Origin of the sequence: Trichocoleus sp. AS-A1 (assembly GCF_039962015.1) — a bacterium.
GTDB lineage: Bacteria > Cyanobacteriota > Cyanobacteriia > Cyanobacteriales > FACHB-T130 > FACHB-T130.
Genome location: NZ_JAMPKG010000066.1, coordinates 1 through 16,792, shown reverse-complemented (window position 1 = coordinate 16,792; position 16,792 = coordinate 1). Strand labels below are relative to the sequence as shown.

Genomic DNA, 16,792 nt, shown 5'->3' with positions numbered 1-16,792 from the left:
AAAATGGTTGATACTTTGCTTGCTACTGCACTTGATTTAGTCAATCCAAAACACCTACGCAACTGGTTCACAAACTGCTGCTACTGTACTTCATGAACTTGCAATCTGCTGTAGCAATCCTAAATGAGTTGTGAGAAGCAGCCATAGGTAAAAAGCTTTGGAAAGTTAAAAGTTTGGTGGTGAGTCACAAACTCAAAGAGGAACTTAACGACATTGAACGATTGACACAAGTGGTATTACTCTCGAATGAACCGCTTTGCTTGTAACCAAATATCTTCAATTGGGTTTTGCTTGGGATCATTGGGGGCAAAGCGAATGCAAGTAATTTTCCAGTTGGACTCATCGAGTCCTCGATTGACCGATTCGAGGTACTCTTTCACCTTAATAGAGCGATGATAGGTGGCTCCATCCCAAATCAGGGCAATGCGACTGTTAGGACATTGGCGTTCGAGATATTTGAGAAAGGCAATTGTACCCTCGCTATTGCCAGCTTCGGATGCTTGAATCAGGCACTGTTGAGTGTAAATATTCACCCCTCCATAGTAAGTCTGCTTGCTGCGTTCATTGGTGATGGGAACCTGAATGCGTTCGTTTGTTTTGCCCCACACATACCCGCATAAGTCCCCCCACAACAGATGGCATTCATCCTCAAAGAAGACCACCAACTCACCCGAGACGATTTCATGCCGATGCGTCTCCAACCAAGCCGTAATCTCCTGTTTTTTTCTCTACCAATGCTGGGTCTGCTTTCGGATTGCGCTTTTGCGTTTTCTTCCAGCTAACCCCAGCTTGCTCAAACAGGGTGTAGTAACTTTGCTTGGAGTCAAATACCACTTCATACTCCTGTTCAATGTGCGCTTGCAACTGGGCCAGATTCCAGTAATTTTTGCCCTTTAACCAGCTCAGCACCGCCTGCCGTTGTTCCGGTTCCAGATAACCGACTGAGCCTTGATACCCCAGTTTCAACCCAGATACTCCCAACTGTTTGTAACTCCCAGTCCATTTGCTAATGAAACCTGAACTGACACCGAAACTCTCCTCAATCTCTCGATGTTTATACCCTTTGAGAAACATCTGCACTGCTACTGCTCGCTTGAGTTCACGTGCATCTGGATTTGAGTCAATGAAGTCATTCAGGTCTTCTAGCATCGAACCATTTCCAACCCTGTTTGAGTCTTCTCTCGATTCTCATAACTGACTTGGGATTGCTATATGTCCTAGCCAACTGAGAAACGCTATAGAACCCATTTGACATCTTAAGAGGGAGTTGAAAGCCTCTTAATCATTAACCTGATGAAGCAAAGGTTGATTTTGGTCGTGGCATTGGCTAAGGTTCGCTCAAAGTTCTTCACCAGAATCTTACAGCGCTCCATCCAAGCATTCGACCGCTCAATTACCCACCGAGCCACTACCGGAACAAAGCCAGATTTTCCCTGAGCGGCTTTCTCTTGCGCATGAGGGTTTTGTCAAACGTTCAAACCTGATCTTCGTCATAATCTGTGGATAAATTCCCTCTAACTCTTGCGTCAAATAGTCCAGGTGATAACCGTGGTCTAGCAAGATGGTAATCTTCGGAATATTGACAGGTTTTGACTGAAAATAGTCAATGTTGTCAGACAACATCTCAACGAGTCCCCAAGCATCAGAGACGTTAGCAGGGGTACAGGGTGTAAAAAAGGGAAATCCAAGCGTATCAATAGCGAGATGCATGCTTGATTCCGTTAGTCGCTTTATAAAAACAGTAGCCTTTCGAGTCCACACTGGCGTTACAGGTATTTTTTACCGCTTGAGAGTCGATGATAATTAAGGTTGTCCACTTCGTTTTTTTTTGACCTGCTGGCGGACTTGTCCATGCAAGACGCTCATCAGTTGCTCGAACACCCCTGCAGCTCGCCACTGTTTGTAGTGCCAGTAGACTGTTGAGTAGGGTGGCAAGTCTCTGGGCAAATCACACCAATTACAGCCATTTTTCAGTTGATAGAGGATACCATTGAAGATTTTCCGTTTTGTCCAGTTAGACGGGCGAGTCCGCTTCTTCGTGGGTAATATCTGGAGCAACAGGGGTTCCAGGATTATCCCATTCTTCATCGGTGAGGTCACTGGAATAAGGCATCGGAGCAGGGTGAGACGGCTTTGAGTACCTTAATTTAGGCTCCCTAAGATGTCAAATGGGTTCTATAGATATATTGCCTTCTCACATTCTTTTTCCAGTCAAACCGTATTGACTTCTCGCCAGCTTTCAATTAAAGGGACAGAAAATTATTCCTTTGATTTTAAAATTGTTCTTTACGTTTTAACATAATTCAGTTGAGTCTGACGTTTATAAGCATCAAAATTGAAAGTTCTAATTAAATCTGCAAAAGAAGATTTAATCAGAACTTTCAATGAACATACTAAAATTGCCAAATCATGAAAACAGAAAAAACTGAGCATATAATTGCTGGGGGTATTGCATAATTAGCTTAAAGATTAAGTTAAAAAACTTAAATTAATTCTATCAAATGGTAATATTGTGGTTAAAATTAGTATTTCCAAAAAAATTAAAATATTTCAATTCTAACGGATATAAAGAATACCTGTGAGTTTCACAGGCTCTATTTGCACCCGCTTTCAGAAAATGGTCGCTTACTTCACGAATCAGAAACAATCCTGGAACAATGAATTCCTGCTGTTTTCTCAAATTCTAAAAGTTTTTATACCGATAGGGCCTTGCATAAAAGCATCTGATATATTATTTTAGTCGTCAGTATAAGCCCAGAGCTAAGTATCTCTAGCGTCTGATTCAGTTCCTAAAATTTGGATAGAAGATAAACTTTTATTAAAAGTTATTGTTCCACTCCTTAAGTTAAACTGTACGTCATGGTTTCGGAGCAGATCGCCTAGATAAAGGTGCTTATGGAAAGAAGCAGCAGCGTGTTTTAGGAAAAGGTCTGCAAATGTATTTTTATTGCTCGCGGCTTACTCCCTTACTCTCTCCATCCTGCCACAGGTATACATTTCAGACCTCAGGAGGATGCTTTGTAGTGACCGATTCGACGATTCTGGCGTACAGAGAGGAGTTAGGCGATACATACAGAGTAACTACTTAAGTAGATGAGTACAAACAAACCAGAAAGATAATCACTCGTTTTTTTGACAAACGGGTGTTTCAGAGTGTGGTCTTTTTTGCAGATTTTGACCACTCAACATACCTTAATTTATAATTTGCGCGGGATTTGCTTTGAGGAAGAAAATATCATGTTTGAGAGTACGGGAATACTCATGGGAATGTACAAAACCCTATTTTGGCTCGCTCAAGTTACACCAGTCGATCCAACGGTGAATACTCCAGAAGAAGCGGCACTTGTCTTTTCAGGGCCTCAATTTTTTGTAGCGCTGATTTCTGGGATAGTGTTAGCTTTTGCGTTGCAATTATTGTTAACCAACCTCTCAGTCGCCGCCGGGATCTCTTACTTGGGGCATCAATCAGATTCAGATTCCGATCGGGATGAATCTGGAAGTTTGGGAGGGACAATTCGCAAAATAGGGACAGCAGTCGGAATTTGGACGCTGGTGACAGTCACCATTGCGTTAGCGATCGCGTGTTTCCTGGCAGTGAAACTGAGCTTGATTAGCAGTGGCGGCTTGGGTGCCATTATCGGTCTGGTAATTTGGGCAACCTACTTCTGCCTGCTATTTTGGGTAAGTTCAACGACAGTGGGATCGTTAGTGGGTTCAGTTGTTAATACTGCAACCAGCGGCTTCCAAGCAATTGTCGGCACAGCAACCGCAGCAATCGGCGCACAAGCTGTGAATAATCAAGTTGTGTCAACCGCAGAGGCAGCAGCAGCAGCCGTGCGGCGAGAACTGGGATCGGGAATCGATCCTGCCAGCATCCGCGAGACGCTGGAGGATTATTTAGGCGGTTTGCGTCCCCCAGAACTCGATATGCAAAAGATTCGGGGTGAATTTGAAAGATTGCTGAGTGACCCGCAATTAAAAGCGATCGCTAACACCGATAATCTTCGCAACATCGACCGCCAAACATTTGTAAATTTGGTGAGCGATCGCACAGACCTCTCGAAACGAGACCTTAACCGCATCGTAGACCAACTCGAAGGCGTATGGCGGCAAGCCGTGGGATCGCGAGAACAACAAACCGATCGGATGGGCGAACTGCTCAACTATCTCAAGTCTGCACAACCGGGTCAAGTGAAGTCAGATGATATCAACGCCAAACTCGACCAGCTGATTGCAGAGACGCGCGACTCTAAAAAAGCCGATCAAAAAGCAGCCGACGACGCAGCTCCTGGTCCAATTCAGCTAAGCGTTCAGCAGGGTTTAACGACCCTGATGGGATTAGCAATGGGACGCACAGATCTCTCAGATTTAGATGTGCAAACCATCTTAAGTTCCCTCTCGAAAGCGAAAGACAAAGTAACCGAGCAAACCGACAAACTAGCAACTCAAGCAGGAGTTAAACCAGAACTCGCCTACAGCACCATTCGAGCAGATGTAGACAACTACCTGCTCAACACGTACTCCTGGCAGATTACCCGACCAGGACTTAACCGGGAATTCAAAGAAGTCATCTACGACCCCCAAGGAGATCCGGGGACAATTCGCCGGGAATTGGAGCAACTAGACAAGTCATATTTTGCCAACCTGTTGCAACAACGGGGCGTCTTTACCCAAGACAAAATCAACGACATTTCCGATCAATTGGAAGGCATCCGGCAAGAAGTTTTGGTGACAGTGCGGGCAGCTGAAGAAGAAGAAAGGACGCAAGACCTGCGCCGCCGAGTTGAAGATTATATCCGAACAGCACCCAAGACAGAACTGAGCGCAGAAGGCGTTAACGACAATTTCAAAAAGGTGCTAGAAGACGCAGATGCCGACCACGACACCCTTGAGCGTCGTCTTGCTTTGTACGATCGCTATGCCTTGATGCAATTGCTGCGGGGACGCGAAGACATCGGCGAGACAGAAGCTGACGCGATCGCTACGAATTTAGAACAATCACGCGATCGGGTGCTGATCGAATCCCAAGCCCTCCGAGACCGAATCCAATCGGAAACCGAGGCAGTGTGGCTCAATTTAGAGTCCTATCTGCGGAACACTGGCAAAGACGAACTGAATCCTGAAGGCATCCAGCGAGATATCAAAACTCTCCTGAACGACCCGCAGGCAGGAATGTGGGCACTTCGGTCGAGAGCTTCTCGCTTTGACCGCGATACCTTAGTCCAGCTACTGAGTCAGCGACAAGACTTGAGCGAGGACCAGGTAAATCAAATCATCGATCAGGTGCAACATTCTTGGAGCAGCGTTGTCCAAGCACCGCAAATGGTCGTAGATAAAGCCAAAGAGCAGGTAGACAAAACCAGCACGGCTCTAGCAGATTACCTGCGGAACACTGGTAAAGACGAACTGAATCCCGAAGGCATCCAGCGGGATTTGACCAGGCTGCTCTCCGATCCCAGAGAAGGTGCGACGGCACTGCGGCAACGGCTATCTCAAGTAGACCGCGATACCCTAGTGAAGCTACTGAGCCAACGGCAAGACCTAAGCGAGGAGCAAGTAAATCAGGTCATCGATCAGGTGCAGGGTACGATCAAAAACATCGTCAGAGCGCCTCGTCGCCTTGCCACCCGGACGCAGGCACAAATCCAAGATTTCCAAAGCACGCTACAAGACTACCTGCGGAATACTGGCAAAGACGAACTCAACCCAGAAGCAATTAAGCGCGATTTGCAGTTGTTGCTGCACGATCCGCGCACCGGAGTTGAGAGTCTGACCGATCGCCTATCTCACATCGACCGCGACACGATGATCTCTCTGCTGTCGCAACGGCAGGATATCTCTGAGGAAGAAGCTGCCCGAATTGTGGATCAAGTCCTCTCGGTACGCGATCAATTTGTGGAGCAAATTCGCAGCATTCAACGGCGAATTCAACAGACGATTGACGGGATTTTTGCTCAAATTCGCAACTACCTCAACTCGCTGGATCGCCCAGAACTCAACTATGACAGCATCAAGAAAGATGTTCGCAAGTTGTTTGACGATCCGCAAGCTGGGTTTGATGCGTTGCGCGATCGCCTCTCCCATTTCGATCGCAATACTCTGGTTGCCATCATGTCTTCCCGCGAGGACATCTCCGAGGAAGATGCTAACCGGCTCGTCGATCAAATTGAAGGCGCACGCAACAGCGTCCTGCAACGGGTGGATCGCCTCCAACAGGAAGCGCAACGCCGCTTAGACGAAGTGAAGTATCAAGCGCAGCGGCAGGCAGAAGAAACTCGCAAAGCTGCTGCCTCTGCCGCTTGGTGGCTGTTTGGTACGGCAACTGTGTCTGGAATCGTTTCCGCGATCGCTGGCGCTTTAGCCGTTTCCGGTCGTTAAAGTTACCGATTTTCTCCGCTAATCCATAAACGTAGGGGCAGGATTGTTTTCCTGCCCCTACTGCTTTTTTATAAGCCCAACATCCGGTTAACTTGCTCGGAAGTTAAGGGTTTAGGCGAAATTTTGGGATCGTAGTCTAGCTGTCGCAAGCGATCGCGTAGAGCTTTGAAACTCGTCGTTTCCAGCAATACCAAATTCTGATATACAGATTCTTTTGGCATTTCCACTCTTAAAATCACATCTTGTAGCTTCTCTTGTTCTATCGCGTGTAAAATTTGCTTGCAAAATAATTCACGCTTCGACACCTGAGTTAATGTCACTAAATACCAATTTCTTTGGACAGGAACATTCGGTGAATCATCTTGAGGTATGTTCTGCACGGTATAGATTTAGGGATATTGGGTGACGGCAAATTGATGGAGGGAGCGCTAGGGACACGGCATGGCAGTGCCCCCGCTAAGAAGAATAAACTGGCTTCCACCATTCATAAAAATGGTTTTAATTAGCTTTAGGCAATTAATAACTCATTAAAACTTTTGAAAGTCATTATTAACAAGTCAGTAACTAATTCAGCCTCCAGAAAATATTTCATAGCTTCATTCCCCACAATAGTGTAGCAGGAGTCTGGGAAAGCTTCATTTTCTTCAATATCTTGGAATAAATGAAAATAATTTTTCGTTAGCAAGATCGCGATTTTGCTTTAGATTCCAAGCTCTAGCACTGCTAAATGATTTCCAAAGAAGAAATCCCCGACTTCTTTTGAAGTCGAGGATCTGAAGGGCTAACGTCTCACAGCTCAAATGGATTGCGATTTCTCCGGAAGCAGATTGATTCAGTGCATGGGAATTACAACCGTCGCAGTAATTCTGGCAACAGCTTACCTGGAACCTTGGAAAGGGCGAGATTTTGACCTTGTAAGCCACGTTCGCGGAAAAATGCCCGGATTGTCTGCACAATATAAGACAAAGTGGATGCGTAGGCATCGGGTTGAGCGCTAAAGCCTCGCAATGCTTGCAAATGGTTGTGTAACGCTGCCTCTAGATGCTCTAACAGCGAACCCTGAGCCAAAGCGAACTGCTTATCCGTTGCCATCTGGTAGTGAGCCAGCCCCAAATTATTGTAGGTGGCAGAGGCATCAAACGTAACCGGGACTGGGGGAGTGTTTTGGCTCAGCCGATGGACAAGCGCGATCGCAGTTTCATAGGCTGTAATACACGACTGCAAATATTCCTGTCGCGCCTCCAGCTTCGTTTCTACCTGGCTTGCCAAATGCCAGTAAGCCGTACCCAAATTATTGTGCGTCGCCGCGCAAGCTGCCGGGACGACATCCGGCGTCCGATATTTTAGTCCATTCAAGTAAGCTTCGATAGCAAGTTTTAAATAGGTTGCGGGTTGTTCGTACTGGGCGAGATTCCAGTAAGCGGTGCCAATGTTGTTTTGCAGCATTGCCCAGCTAAGCGACTCTTGCTCCGGATTGTAATACAACAGCGCTTCTGTATAAGATGCGATCGCTTGTTGCAAGTTTGTCACCGGCTGCTGCTGCTGCGCTAAATGCCAGTAAGCCGTACCCAAATTATTGTGCGTCGCCGCATATTTGAGCGGCTCCATCTGGGAAGGACGATAGCGCAAAGCTTCCTGATAAGCGCCAATCGAGTATTGCAAGTTCTCGGCAGCATCTCGATAACGAGCCACTTCCCCGTATGCTGCCCCCAAATTATTTTGAATCATGGCATAGGTGTGGGGTGCTTCATCGGGATTGAAGGTAGTTAAAGCGGTTTGATACGCCTGAATCCCTTGCTCCAGATAGACAAGCATCTCTTCGACTTTGCTTGGATAGCGAGCTAGCATCCAGTAGAGATTGCCCAAGTCATTAAGGGTATCCGGTACCAGCGGCGAATCTGCCTCCAGCCAACTCAATGCCTGTTCGTAAGCTTGGATGGCAACGATCAGGTTTTCTTGCGAGGTATTTGATTGTTCGAGTTCAATCAGATCGCGGTAATGATTCCCCAGCCTCAGATACGCTTCAGCAAGTGCCTCTGGCGGACAGGATTGCTGCTGTAATTGAGCAATTTCCTGCAACGATTGCACCTGAGGCAAATTCTCAATCGCCTGATGAGGGGCTTCAGATTGGGAAGGATGAATGAATGCTGATTCATCGCTCTTGTCTTCTGATTCCTGTACGGGAGAAGCATCAGTTAGCGAATTTGTCGCCGGATGCTGAGATTCCTCTCCCGGAGGCGTTGCTTCTACCTCTTCCTTACCAGAATCATTGCCTGAAACCGACTTTTCCGAACGGGTATCACCATATTTAGCGAAGTCACGGTTCAGGATGTGCCACAGATTTTCTTGGGGTACTGCCGTCTCTTGTTCAGCAGCTTGTTCGCGGGGCGCTGAGAATTGTAGAGACGGATACCACGTCTCTTCAGATACAGGCGTGGGTTCCCCTTCAAACTCAAATAAGCCGGTGTGACACCGCCAAAACTCAGGTGCCGACTGCTGAATCGCCCGGAACCAAGGGCGAGGCATCCACAGCAACAAGCTAGATTCTAAGCGCGGCAAACTGCGCTCAATTCCCCTGAGAGAGCGCAGAAATAATCCCTGTACCGTTGCTGGCTGCTTGGTTAATAACTCCACCCCCAAAATTTGAAATCCGGGTGGGTTGTTGTCAGGGGGCGGGTGTTTGGCTAACCAGCGATTGATTTGAGCGATGGGATGCGGCTGGCTCAAGTTTAAGTTCAGGCTAACCAGTCGGGGGTAGCCTTGGAAGGAGCCGGGATTCGGTAGGAAGGATGAATGAATGCGATTGGACTTGTTTCTTCTTTCGCCTTCCGAAATCGCTAATTCTGCGTGTAATCGGGCAGCCAGACGATTTCTCAAGGTGAGATCGTCGCATACCGCCACAAAAATTTGGCGACGCAAACCAAGACTCAGCGCCTGTTTCAATCGCTGATAGATGATCCGGTTTCCATCGGAAATTTTTCGGTGAGCGGTATCCGTCACCGTCATGCTGGCAGGGTAGTGTCCGTTGGCTTGTGGCACCGACGTTTAGGAAGGATAAATAAGGGACTGAGGCCTGTTAGGGGGGTTTGGAACCCGCTCATTCGGATTGGGTACTAGAAAACCAATTCAGTTAGTAGGAGAACCGAATTACAACCATGTCATTTTGTCGGTTGGGGGGCGTGCAGGGGTGAAGTACGAAACCCAACACTGCAAATTGGCTGCTGGATCAGTACGGATAAAAATTCTTGCCTGTCATCTTGAATCCGACTTCTGCCTTTTTTGAGAAGTAGATACCCATTTCTTCCCATTCCCTCTGCCTGGGTCAGGATTAAATGCAGCTTTTATCTATCTGCCAAAAGGATGATTTTAGATTTCATCTTTTTGAGCGATCGCAATTTCGCATAACCGTATCTCTGCTGGCAATCGCTGTATTACTTGTTACATCCTCTACCCTCCAGTCCTTTTCATCAGAAGATGTGGGAATTGCCGACGATGGAAAAGGCTAACTTAGATTGCGATTGAGAGGCTTTTCAGAAAATATTTAAAAAGCGTCAAATTTGCCAGAGAAAGCAGAAGAAAGATTTAAATAGAAACAGACAGGTATTGGCGATAATTCAGGCTTTTCGATCGTGATTTTCCATGAATTTTAGCTATATTATTTATTATAGTGACAATTGCTCTATTATTCTGCCGCTACAAATAAACTTGAAGTTTCGTAAAGCGGTTTCAAGTGACTTGAGAGGCTAGCTTCGGGAAATGGCACCTAGAAAAGCAAATAGCGTCACGATTCTCAGGGCAAGCGTCATGATCGAAATCGATAAGTCGATAATCTGGTGCATCCCGCCGATTGGGTGCTAATTTGCACTGAAAGGAATTCCCTAAAAAAATAGCGATGTGCCATCTTTGGGAGCCATTGAATACCGCGTCCCTAGAGCCATTGTTAAGATAATTTATTCCTGGGAAGTCCTTTAGAATTAAAGGAAGCACAAGAAGACAGTTGATGGCGAGATTTGGCTGAATTCTGTTTGCAATTTTTTAATGGAACTATTTGACCGTACCGTGCCCACTACCATACCAGAGCTAGACCTCAAGACCTTATTTCCCTTTGAACTGGATCGGTTTCAGCAGGAAGCGATCGCGGCGTTAAATGCCGATTGCTCGGTCGTTGTGTGTGCCCCTACCGGGTCGGGAAAAACGCTGATTGGGGAATACGCCATTTACCGCGCCCTGAGTCGCGGCAAGCGGGTATTTTACACTACACCCCTGAAAGCGCTATCAAACCAGAAATTACGGGACTTCCGCGATCGCTTTGGGGCTGACCGGGTAGGGTTATTGACCGGCGATACGTCCATCAACCGGGATGCTCCAGTCTTAGTGATGACCACGGAAATTTTCCGGAATATGCTCTATGGCACCCGCATCGGCGAAGTCGGTACCTCCCTGACGGGTGTAGAAGCCGTGGTGCTAGATGAATGCCACTACATGAACGACCGACAGCGGGGCACGGTTTGGGAAGAATCCATTATTTATTGTCCCCACGAAATTCAGCTGGTCGCGCTTTCGGCAACGGTCGCCAACAGCGATCAACTCACTGACTGGTTAAATCGGGTTCATGGCCCCACCAAGCTGATTTACTCCGATTTTCGTCCCGTTCCCTTGCAGTTTCACTTCTGCAATCCCAAAGGACTGTTTCCCCTCCTCGATGACTCGCAAAAAAAAATAAATCCGCGACTCAAGCCCAAGCGCCCACAAACCAAAGAAAAAGGCAAAAAGCAAGACAGCCCAAGTTTAGTTTATGTCCTGAGCCATTTGTGGAAACGGGATATGTTGCCAGCGATATACTTTATCTTCAGCCGCCGGGGTTGTGACAAGGCGGTGGATGAATTGCGGGAAGTGACGCTGGTAAACGAACAAGAAGCAAAACTTTTAAAACAGAAAGTTGAAGCATTTTTAGCCCACAATCCAGAAGCAGCCCGTAGCGGCGGGGTTGAACCGTTGCTGCGCGGGATTTCCTCTCACCACGCCGGAATTTTACCAGCATGGAAAGGTTTGGTCGAAGAACTGTTTCAAGAGGGCTTGGTAAAAGTGGTATTTGCCACCGAAACCTTAGCTGCGGGGATTAATATGCCTGCACGAACAACCGTAGTTTCTAGCCTTTCCAAACGCACCGACCGGGGACACCGACTGCTGACGCCCAGCGAATTTATGCAAATGTCGGGTCGCGCCGGACGCCGGGGGATGGACACCACGGGTCATGTAGTGACCTTGCAGACGCCTTTTGAAGGCTCAAAGGAAGCGGCTTATTTGGCAACCAACGGGCCTGACCCACTGGTGAGCCAGTTTACACCCAGCTACGGCATGGTTTTGAACTTGCTGCAAACTCATAGTCTGGAAGAAGCGAGAGAGTTAGTAGAACGCAGCTTCGGGCAGTATTTGGCGACTGTGCATCTCGAACCCACTCGGAAAGCGATCGCTGACTTATCCGAGGAACTGGCAAAAATCGAAGCGGATCTGGCATCAGTAGACGATAAGAGCCTGCAACAGTATGAAAAGCTTCAGGAACGTCTTAGAGAAGAACGCCGATTACTGAAAATTTTACAAACTCAAGCCGAAGCCGAGCGATCGCGGGAAATTGCGATGGCGATCGCTTCTGTAGAACCCGGTACGTTGTTGAGTTTAAAAGGGAAACACATTCCGGTGTCTTCTCCTGTACCCGCTGTCTTAGTCACCAAGACACGCGGTTCCGGTCAATCGCCCTATCTAATTTGCTTAGGTGCAGATAACCGCTGGTATGTAGTCACTGCTGCCGATGTCGTCGCTTGCAGCCAATTACCCCGCGTGTCCAATGTTAAATCCGTACAGCCCCCGCCGGAAATGCCGATAAAACCCGGTCATTGCAAAAAGGGCACCGAATCCACAGAGGTCATTGCCCGTCAAATTGGCTGGGCTTGTCGGAACGACGCTTGCGGTCGTCCGGATGCGGATCTCGAAGAAGATACGGCCCCAGAAGTGGTCGCGCAACAGCAGCAAGTAGCCGCAGTGGAAGCGCAACTGCAAAATCACCCTGCCCATCAATGGGGCAATCCCGCCGCCCTCCTCAAGCGCCAGCAGCGCCGAGAGGGATTACTAGACCAAATTTCCCAGCTTCAGAGCTTGTTCCAAGACAGCCTGGCACGCCACTGGGAAGAATTTATGGACTTGATTGAAATTTTGCAACGCATGGGCGGGCTAGAGGGCGTGATGCCGACACCCCTAGGAGAAGCCGCTGCTGCGATTCGGGGTGACAACGAGCTGTGGATGGCTTTAGCCTTGATGTCGGGTAAACTCGACGAATTAGATCCCCACCACTTAGCTGCTGCTTGTGCCTCCTTTGTGACCGAAACGATGCGACCGGATAGCTGGACGCACTACGATGCACCGGCTGAGATGGACGAAGCTTTGGGAGGTTTGCGCGGCTTGCGGCGCAACCTCTTCCAGCTACAGCGGCGGTATCGCGTAGCGCTACCAGTCTGGATGGAATATGACTTAACAGGTTTGGTGGAACAGTGGGCGTTAGGGGTTCAATGGGATCAACTCTGCTCTAACACCAGCTTAGATGAAGGGGATGTCGTCCGAGTATTGCGACGGACGGTGGATTTCTTATCTCAAATTCCTCATGTGCCTCACATTTCAGATTCGTTACAGCGCAATGCCTATCGGGCAATTCATCTAATTGACCGCTTTCCAGTTAACGAGGTCGTTGCTTAGGACCAGTGGTTCGCTGTCAAAAAGTCATTGTGATTTGTCCTTAGCCATTCGTGATTAGTTTGTTGCGACTAACTGAGGTCGTTGCTTAGAATGAGCGATTAGCCCTTGGCTGTTAAAAGAAGTCATTGGTGATTCGTCATGAGTCGTTAGTTTGTGGCTAATGACTGATAACTGATGGCTAAGGATGAAAAGCTAATCGCTAACAGCTATTTCAGGAGCAGCTTGTGTTGAGGAGTGGTTTTGGTTTGAAGCGGGAACGCCAGGGGAAAGAAAAATCTCAGGCTTGGAATTGGGTATTTTTAGTTTTAAATTTTTCCTGTTTATTTTTTAGTTCTTTTCCTGCCAGTGCTGCACCGGGTGTACTGGGAGTGGTGAAAACTCAGGACAATGCTAACCAATGGGAGGGGATTACAACCCGCCTGGGACTAAGTGGTGTTGCCTACTGTGTGGTGGATTTACAACAAGTCCGGCAGGCGGCAGATTTAGCAGGGACGCAGGTTTTATTTTTACCAAATGTTGAAACCCTCAGTGCCGTACAGGTACAAGCAATCCAAGAATGGATGGGTAAAGGCGGGCGAGCGATCGCCACGGGGCCTTTAGGCACCCTTTCCCAAGCGAACGTGCGATCGCAATTGCGATCGCTCTTTGGCGCTTACTGGGGATTCGGCTTACAAAGCCCCTCCACCTTGGCACCCGCACCCGCTAAAAATCAGGGCTGGGTGCAACAGAACGGACTTGCCGGAACCGCCCAAGGGGGTGTAATCATTCCCGCCGGATTGACCAGTCAAACCGCTGCTGTCTGGAAATCGGTTGAAAATCCGCCGGCGGTCGTAACCACCGATCGCTCGGTCTTTCTGGGCTGGCGTTGGGGTGTCGATACTGCCTCTAGCCCAAACCTGGATAGCGCATGGTTGCGGGCATCCCTGAACCGCTACGGGGGAGTGAGAACAGCCAAAAATGCACCAACCAATGCGCCCCAGCAGTGTTCCTCCCCAGCCGGAACCACTGCGGCTGCCACACCACGCCCGCCAAACGGGCAGCCAAATTCAACGAATTCCGTTTCTCCAGGGACTGCGGCAGGTGGGACGCCTGCCGCTTCCCGCACCCAGTCGGGAACCCCTATCCTTTTCCCTCCTGCCCCAGCAACCCAAGCCGCAGACGTCAACGCCGATGGTTTAGTGGCTCCACCTGGACTCGAAGTAAAACCAAGCTCCCAGCTCATCACAGGCGGACAAGCAACCGCCATGCGCCAGGAGTTGGAAGCGCTCATCGGACGCTTTGAGAGTGCAATGTTAACTGCCAACGCCACGAACAAGGTGGGAACGGCAAACGGAAATAATTCCTCAACCCAAACCAAGCTCATCGCTCAAACTTCTTCACGCTCTAATCAGGAATCAGCACTCAAAACTGCCCGGACAGGGTTGCAAAAATTTCTTCAGCTAGTTGACCAAAAAGACTACAGCGCTGCCCGACAGCAATGGCTCCAGGCGCGACGAACTCTCTGGGACAACTATCCCACTGACCGACCCCAAGGACAGTCAGAAATTCGGGCGATGTGGTTAGATCGCGGTACCATTGTCAGCGCTGGTTCGGAGCAAAAATTAGCAAAAATTTTCGACCGACTAGCAGCGGCAGGATTTAACACGGTCTTTTTTGAAACAGTCAATGCGGGATATCCCATTTATCCCAGTCGCGTCGCTCAGATTCAGAATCCCTTGGTACGCGGCTGGGACCCCCTAGCTAGCGCAGTCAAACTCGCTCATGAGCGCGGGATGGAGTTGCACGCCTGGGTATGGATTTTCGCCGTCGGCAACCAGCGTCATAACACCTTAGTCAAGCTTCCGAAAGAGTATCCCGGCCCGGTACTCGATCTGCATCCCACCTGGGCAGGCTACGATAACCGGGGGCGTTTATTCCACTTGGGTTCGGGAAAAACGTTTCTCGATCCGGCGAATCCGGAGGTACGGCGCTACTTAATACAGATGTTGGGGGAAATTGCCACGAACTATCAAGTGGATGGCATTCAGTTCGATTACATTCGCTATCCTTTTCAAGATCCCCGTGCGGGTTATGCTTTTGGTTACGGTACAGCGGCTCGTCAGCAATTTCAGCAGTTACACGGGGTCGATCCGGCAAAGATTTCGCCGAAAGATCGCAATCTATGGCAAAAGTGGACGCAATTTCGCACCAATGCCATCAACAGTTTTGTAGCAGATGCATCGAGAAGCCTACGCGCCTTAAAACCAAACCTGATTGTGTCAGCGGCAGTGTTTCCTTTTCCTGAAACTGAGCGCTTACAAAAACTACAACAACATTGGGAAGTCTGGGCGCAGCGCGGAGATGTAGATTTGCTGGTGCCGATGACTTACGCTTTAGATACTAACAAACTCCAGAGTTTGGCACAGCCTTTACTTACTCAGGCTCTACTGGGTTCAACTCTAGTTTTGCCCTCGATTCGTTTACTGAATCTGCCAGATGTTGTGGCAATCGATCAAATACAAGCGCTGCGGAATTTTCCTGCCAGCGGTTACGCTCTATTTGCCGCCGAAAATCTCAACGAAAATCTGCAAGGAATCTTCCGCCGCACTCAGGGGAGGGAAATAAAATCATCCACAGAACCATTGCCTTATCGCCAACCTTTCCTAGCCGCTGCGACTCGTTACGCAGCACTCCAAAAAGAATGGGATTTTCTTTTAGAAACTAACCAGTTTGGGATTAAGGAACCAGCACTCTCGGAATGGCGCAAACAATCAGAGGCTCTCTCAAATACACTGAATCAGCTGGCTGCGAATCCTTCTGCGAATAATCTGGCAAAGGCGAAAATTTCACTCCAAGCTTTTAAATTTCAGTTCAATCAATGGATGAAACAGGAAGGTATAGAGCAGCCCTACCAAGTTCAAGTTTGGGATAACCGTTTGGCAACTTTGGAAAGGCTACTGCGCTATGGCGAGCGAGGAATTAAGAATTAAAGATTCAAAAATAGGTGTAAAAAGCGATATATTGCCTATTTCTGAACTTATTTCCCATCCCAAAAAACGCTCAACCGTCTGTCATCGAGTGACTTGGAATGTTCCAAAAATCACTGTCATAATTAGTGCAACAGCAACAAAGAAGACCGCTATCAATATCAGCCAGTATTGGAGTGTATAAAGTTTTCTAAGTTCCCCAAGGGCACCAATCAAATTTTCCATATCGCTTCCCTGAGTATCGACAATAAGCTGGAAAGAAGAGGCTGCTTTACTTGTCCATAAACCAATGAAGATTTGAACAACGCCAGTGATAATGCCGCCAATTTCACCTTTTGCGATACTGACAATCCCATCTATAACCAGAAGCACCCCTAAAGCGATCAGAAAGTAGCTAACAAAGCGCATTTTCTGAGCAAGATCCCGAATCAGCTGGTTCTGCGTCTGGTCAAATTCGTACACTCGACTGTCCATTTTACGCTTTCTCCCGCACGAGCTCACTCAGATTTTACGATATTGCTGCCAGATTGAAATCACTTTGAATGCAAAAAACTAAGAGCGATCGCTTTTTACCGTAACCAATACTACTAGAGTGTCAAGGCGAAATTGATGGGTAAAGACGCTTGAGCTTAACGCGAGCATCAGCAGTAGTAAATTGCCAATCAATCTTAGAGGATTCTCGATTTCGTTGTTCTTCCCAA

8 protein-coding genes and 2 pseudogenes are annotated in these 16,792 nt (G+C 48.1%); 4 read left to right on the top strand and 6 right to left on the bottom strand.

The window, feature by feature from the left end:
- Positions 1-119: 119 nt before the first annotated feature.
- The 3 genes and pseudogenes from NC994_RS26905 to NC994_RS26895 all read right to left on the bottom strand — a co-directional run bounded on the left by NC994_RS26905 (position 120) and on the right by NC994_RS26895 (position 2,058).
- Positions 120-1,149: pseudogene (locus tag NC994_RS26905) on the bottom strand (IS630 family transposase).
- 107 nt (positions 1,150-1,256) lie between these two features.
- Positions 1,257-1,801 (bottom strand): annotated as a pseudogene (locus tag NC994_RS26900) (transposase).
- Positions 1,802-1,803: 2 nt separating this feature from the next.
- The gene (locus NC994_RS26895; protein WP_347276543.1) at positions 1,804-2,058 is read right to left on the bottom strand and encodes a transposase; all 255 of its coding nucleotides are present in this window, start codon (positions 2,056-2,058) and stop codon (positions 1,804-1,806) included.
- Between the two features lie 1,179 nt (positions 2,059-3,237).
- Between NC994_RS26895 and NC994_RS26890 the strand changes: the two genes are divergently transcribed.
- Positions 3,238-6,378 (top strand): MFS transporter, encoded by a 3,141-nt coding sequence (locus tag NC994_RS26890; RefSeq protein ID WP_190435558.1) that lies wholly within the window; start codon positions 3,238-3,240, stop codon positions 6,376-6,378.
- A 68-nt stretch (positions 6,379-6,446) separates the two neighbouring features.
- On the opposite strand, the gene NC994_RS26885 is transcribed toward NC994_RS26890, so the two are convergent.
- Positions 6,447-6,758, bottom strand: coding sequence for a chromosome segregation ATPase (locus NC994_RS26885; protein ID WP_190411315.1), 312 nt, complete (start codon positions 6,756-6,758; stop codon positions 6,447-6,449).
- 466 nt (positions 6,759-7,224) lie between these two features.
- Positions 7,225-9,384 (bottom strand): tetratricopeptide repeat protein, encoded by a 2,160-nt coding sequence (locus NC994_RS26880; RefSeq protein WP_190435562.1) that lies wholly within the window; start codon positions 9,382-9,384, stop codon positions 7,225-7,227.
- Between the two features lie 326 nt (positions 9,385-9,710).
- On the opposite strand from NC994_RS26880, the gene NC994_RS26875 reads away from it, so the two are divergent.
- The 3 genes from NC994_RS26875 (at position 9,711) to NC994_RS26865 (ending at position 16,094) form a co-directional block, all read left to right on the top strand.
- Positions 9,711-9,884, top strand: coding sequence for a hypothetical protein (locus NC994_RS26875; protein WP_190435556.1), 174 nt, complete (start codon positions 9,711-9,713; stop codon positions 9,882-9,884).
- A gap of 532 nt (positions 9,885-10,416) precedes the next feature.
- Complete coding sequence (locus NC994_RS26870) at positions 10,417-13,125, top strand: RNA helicase (RefSeq protein WP_190435553.1); 2,709 nt, start codon at positions 10,417-10,419, stop codon at positions 13,123-13,125.
- A gap of 224 nt (positions 13,126-13,349) precedes the next feature.
- Positions 13,350-16,094 (top strand): family 10 glycosylhydrolase, encoded by a 2,745-nt coding sequence (locus NC994_RS26865; RefSeq protein WP_347276542.1) that lies wholly within the window; start codon positions 13,350-13,352, stop codon positions 16,092-16,094.
- A gap of 81 nt (positions 16,095-16,175) precedes the next feature.
- On the opposite strand, the gene NC994_RS26860 is transcribed toward NC994_RS26865, so the two are convergent.
- Complete coding sequence (locus tag NC994_RS26860; protein ID WP_190411312.1) at positions 16,176-16,565, bottom strand: hypothetical protein; 390 nt, start codon at positions 16,563-16,565, stop codon at positions 16,176-16,178.
- Positions 16,566-16,792 lie beyond the last annotated feature (227 nt).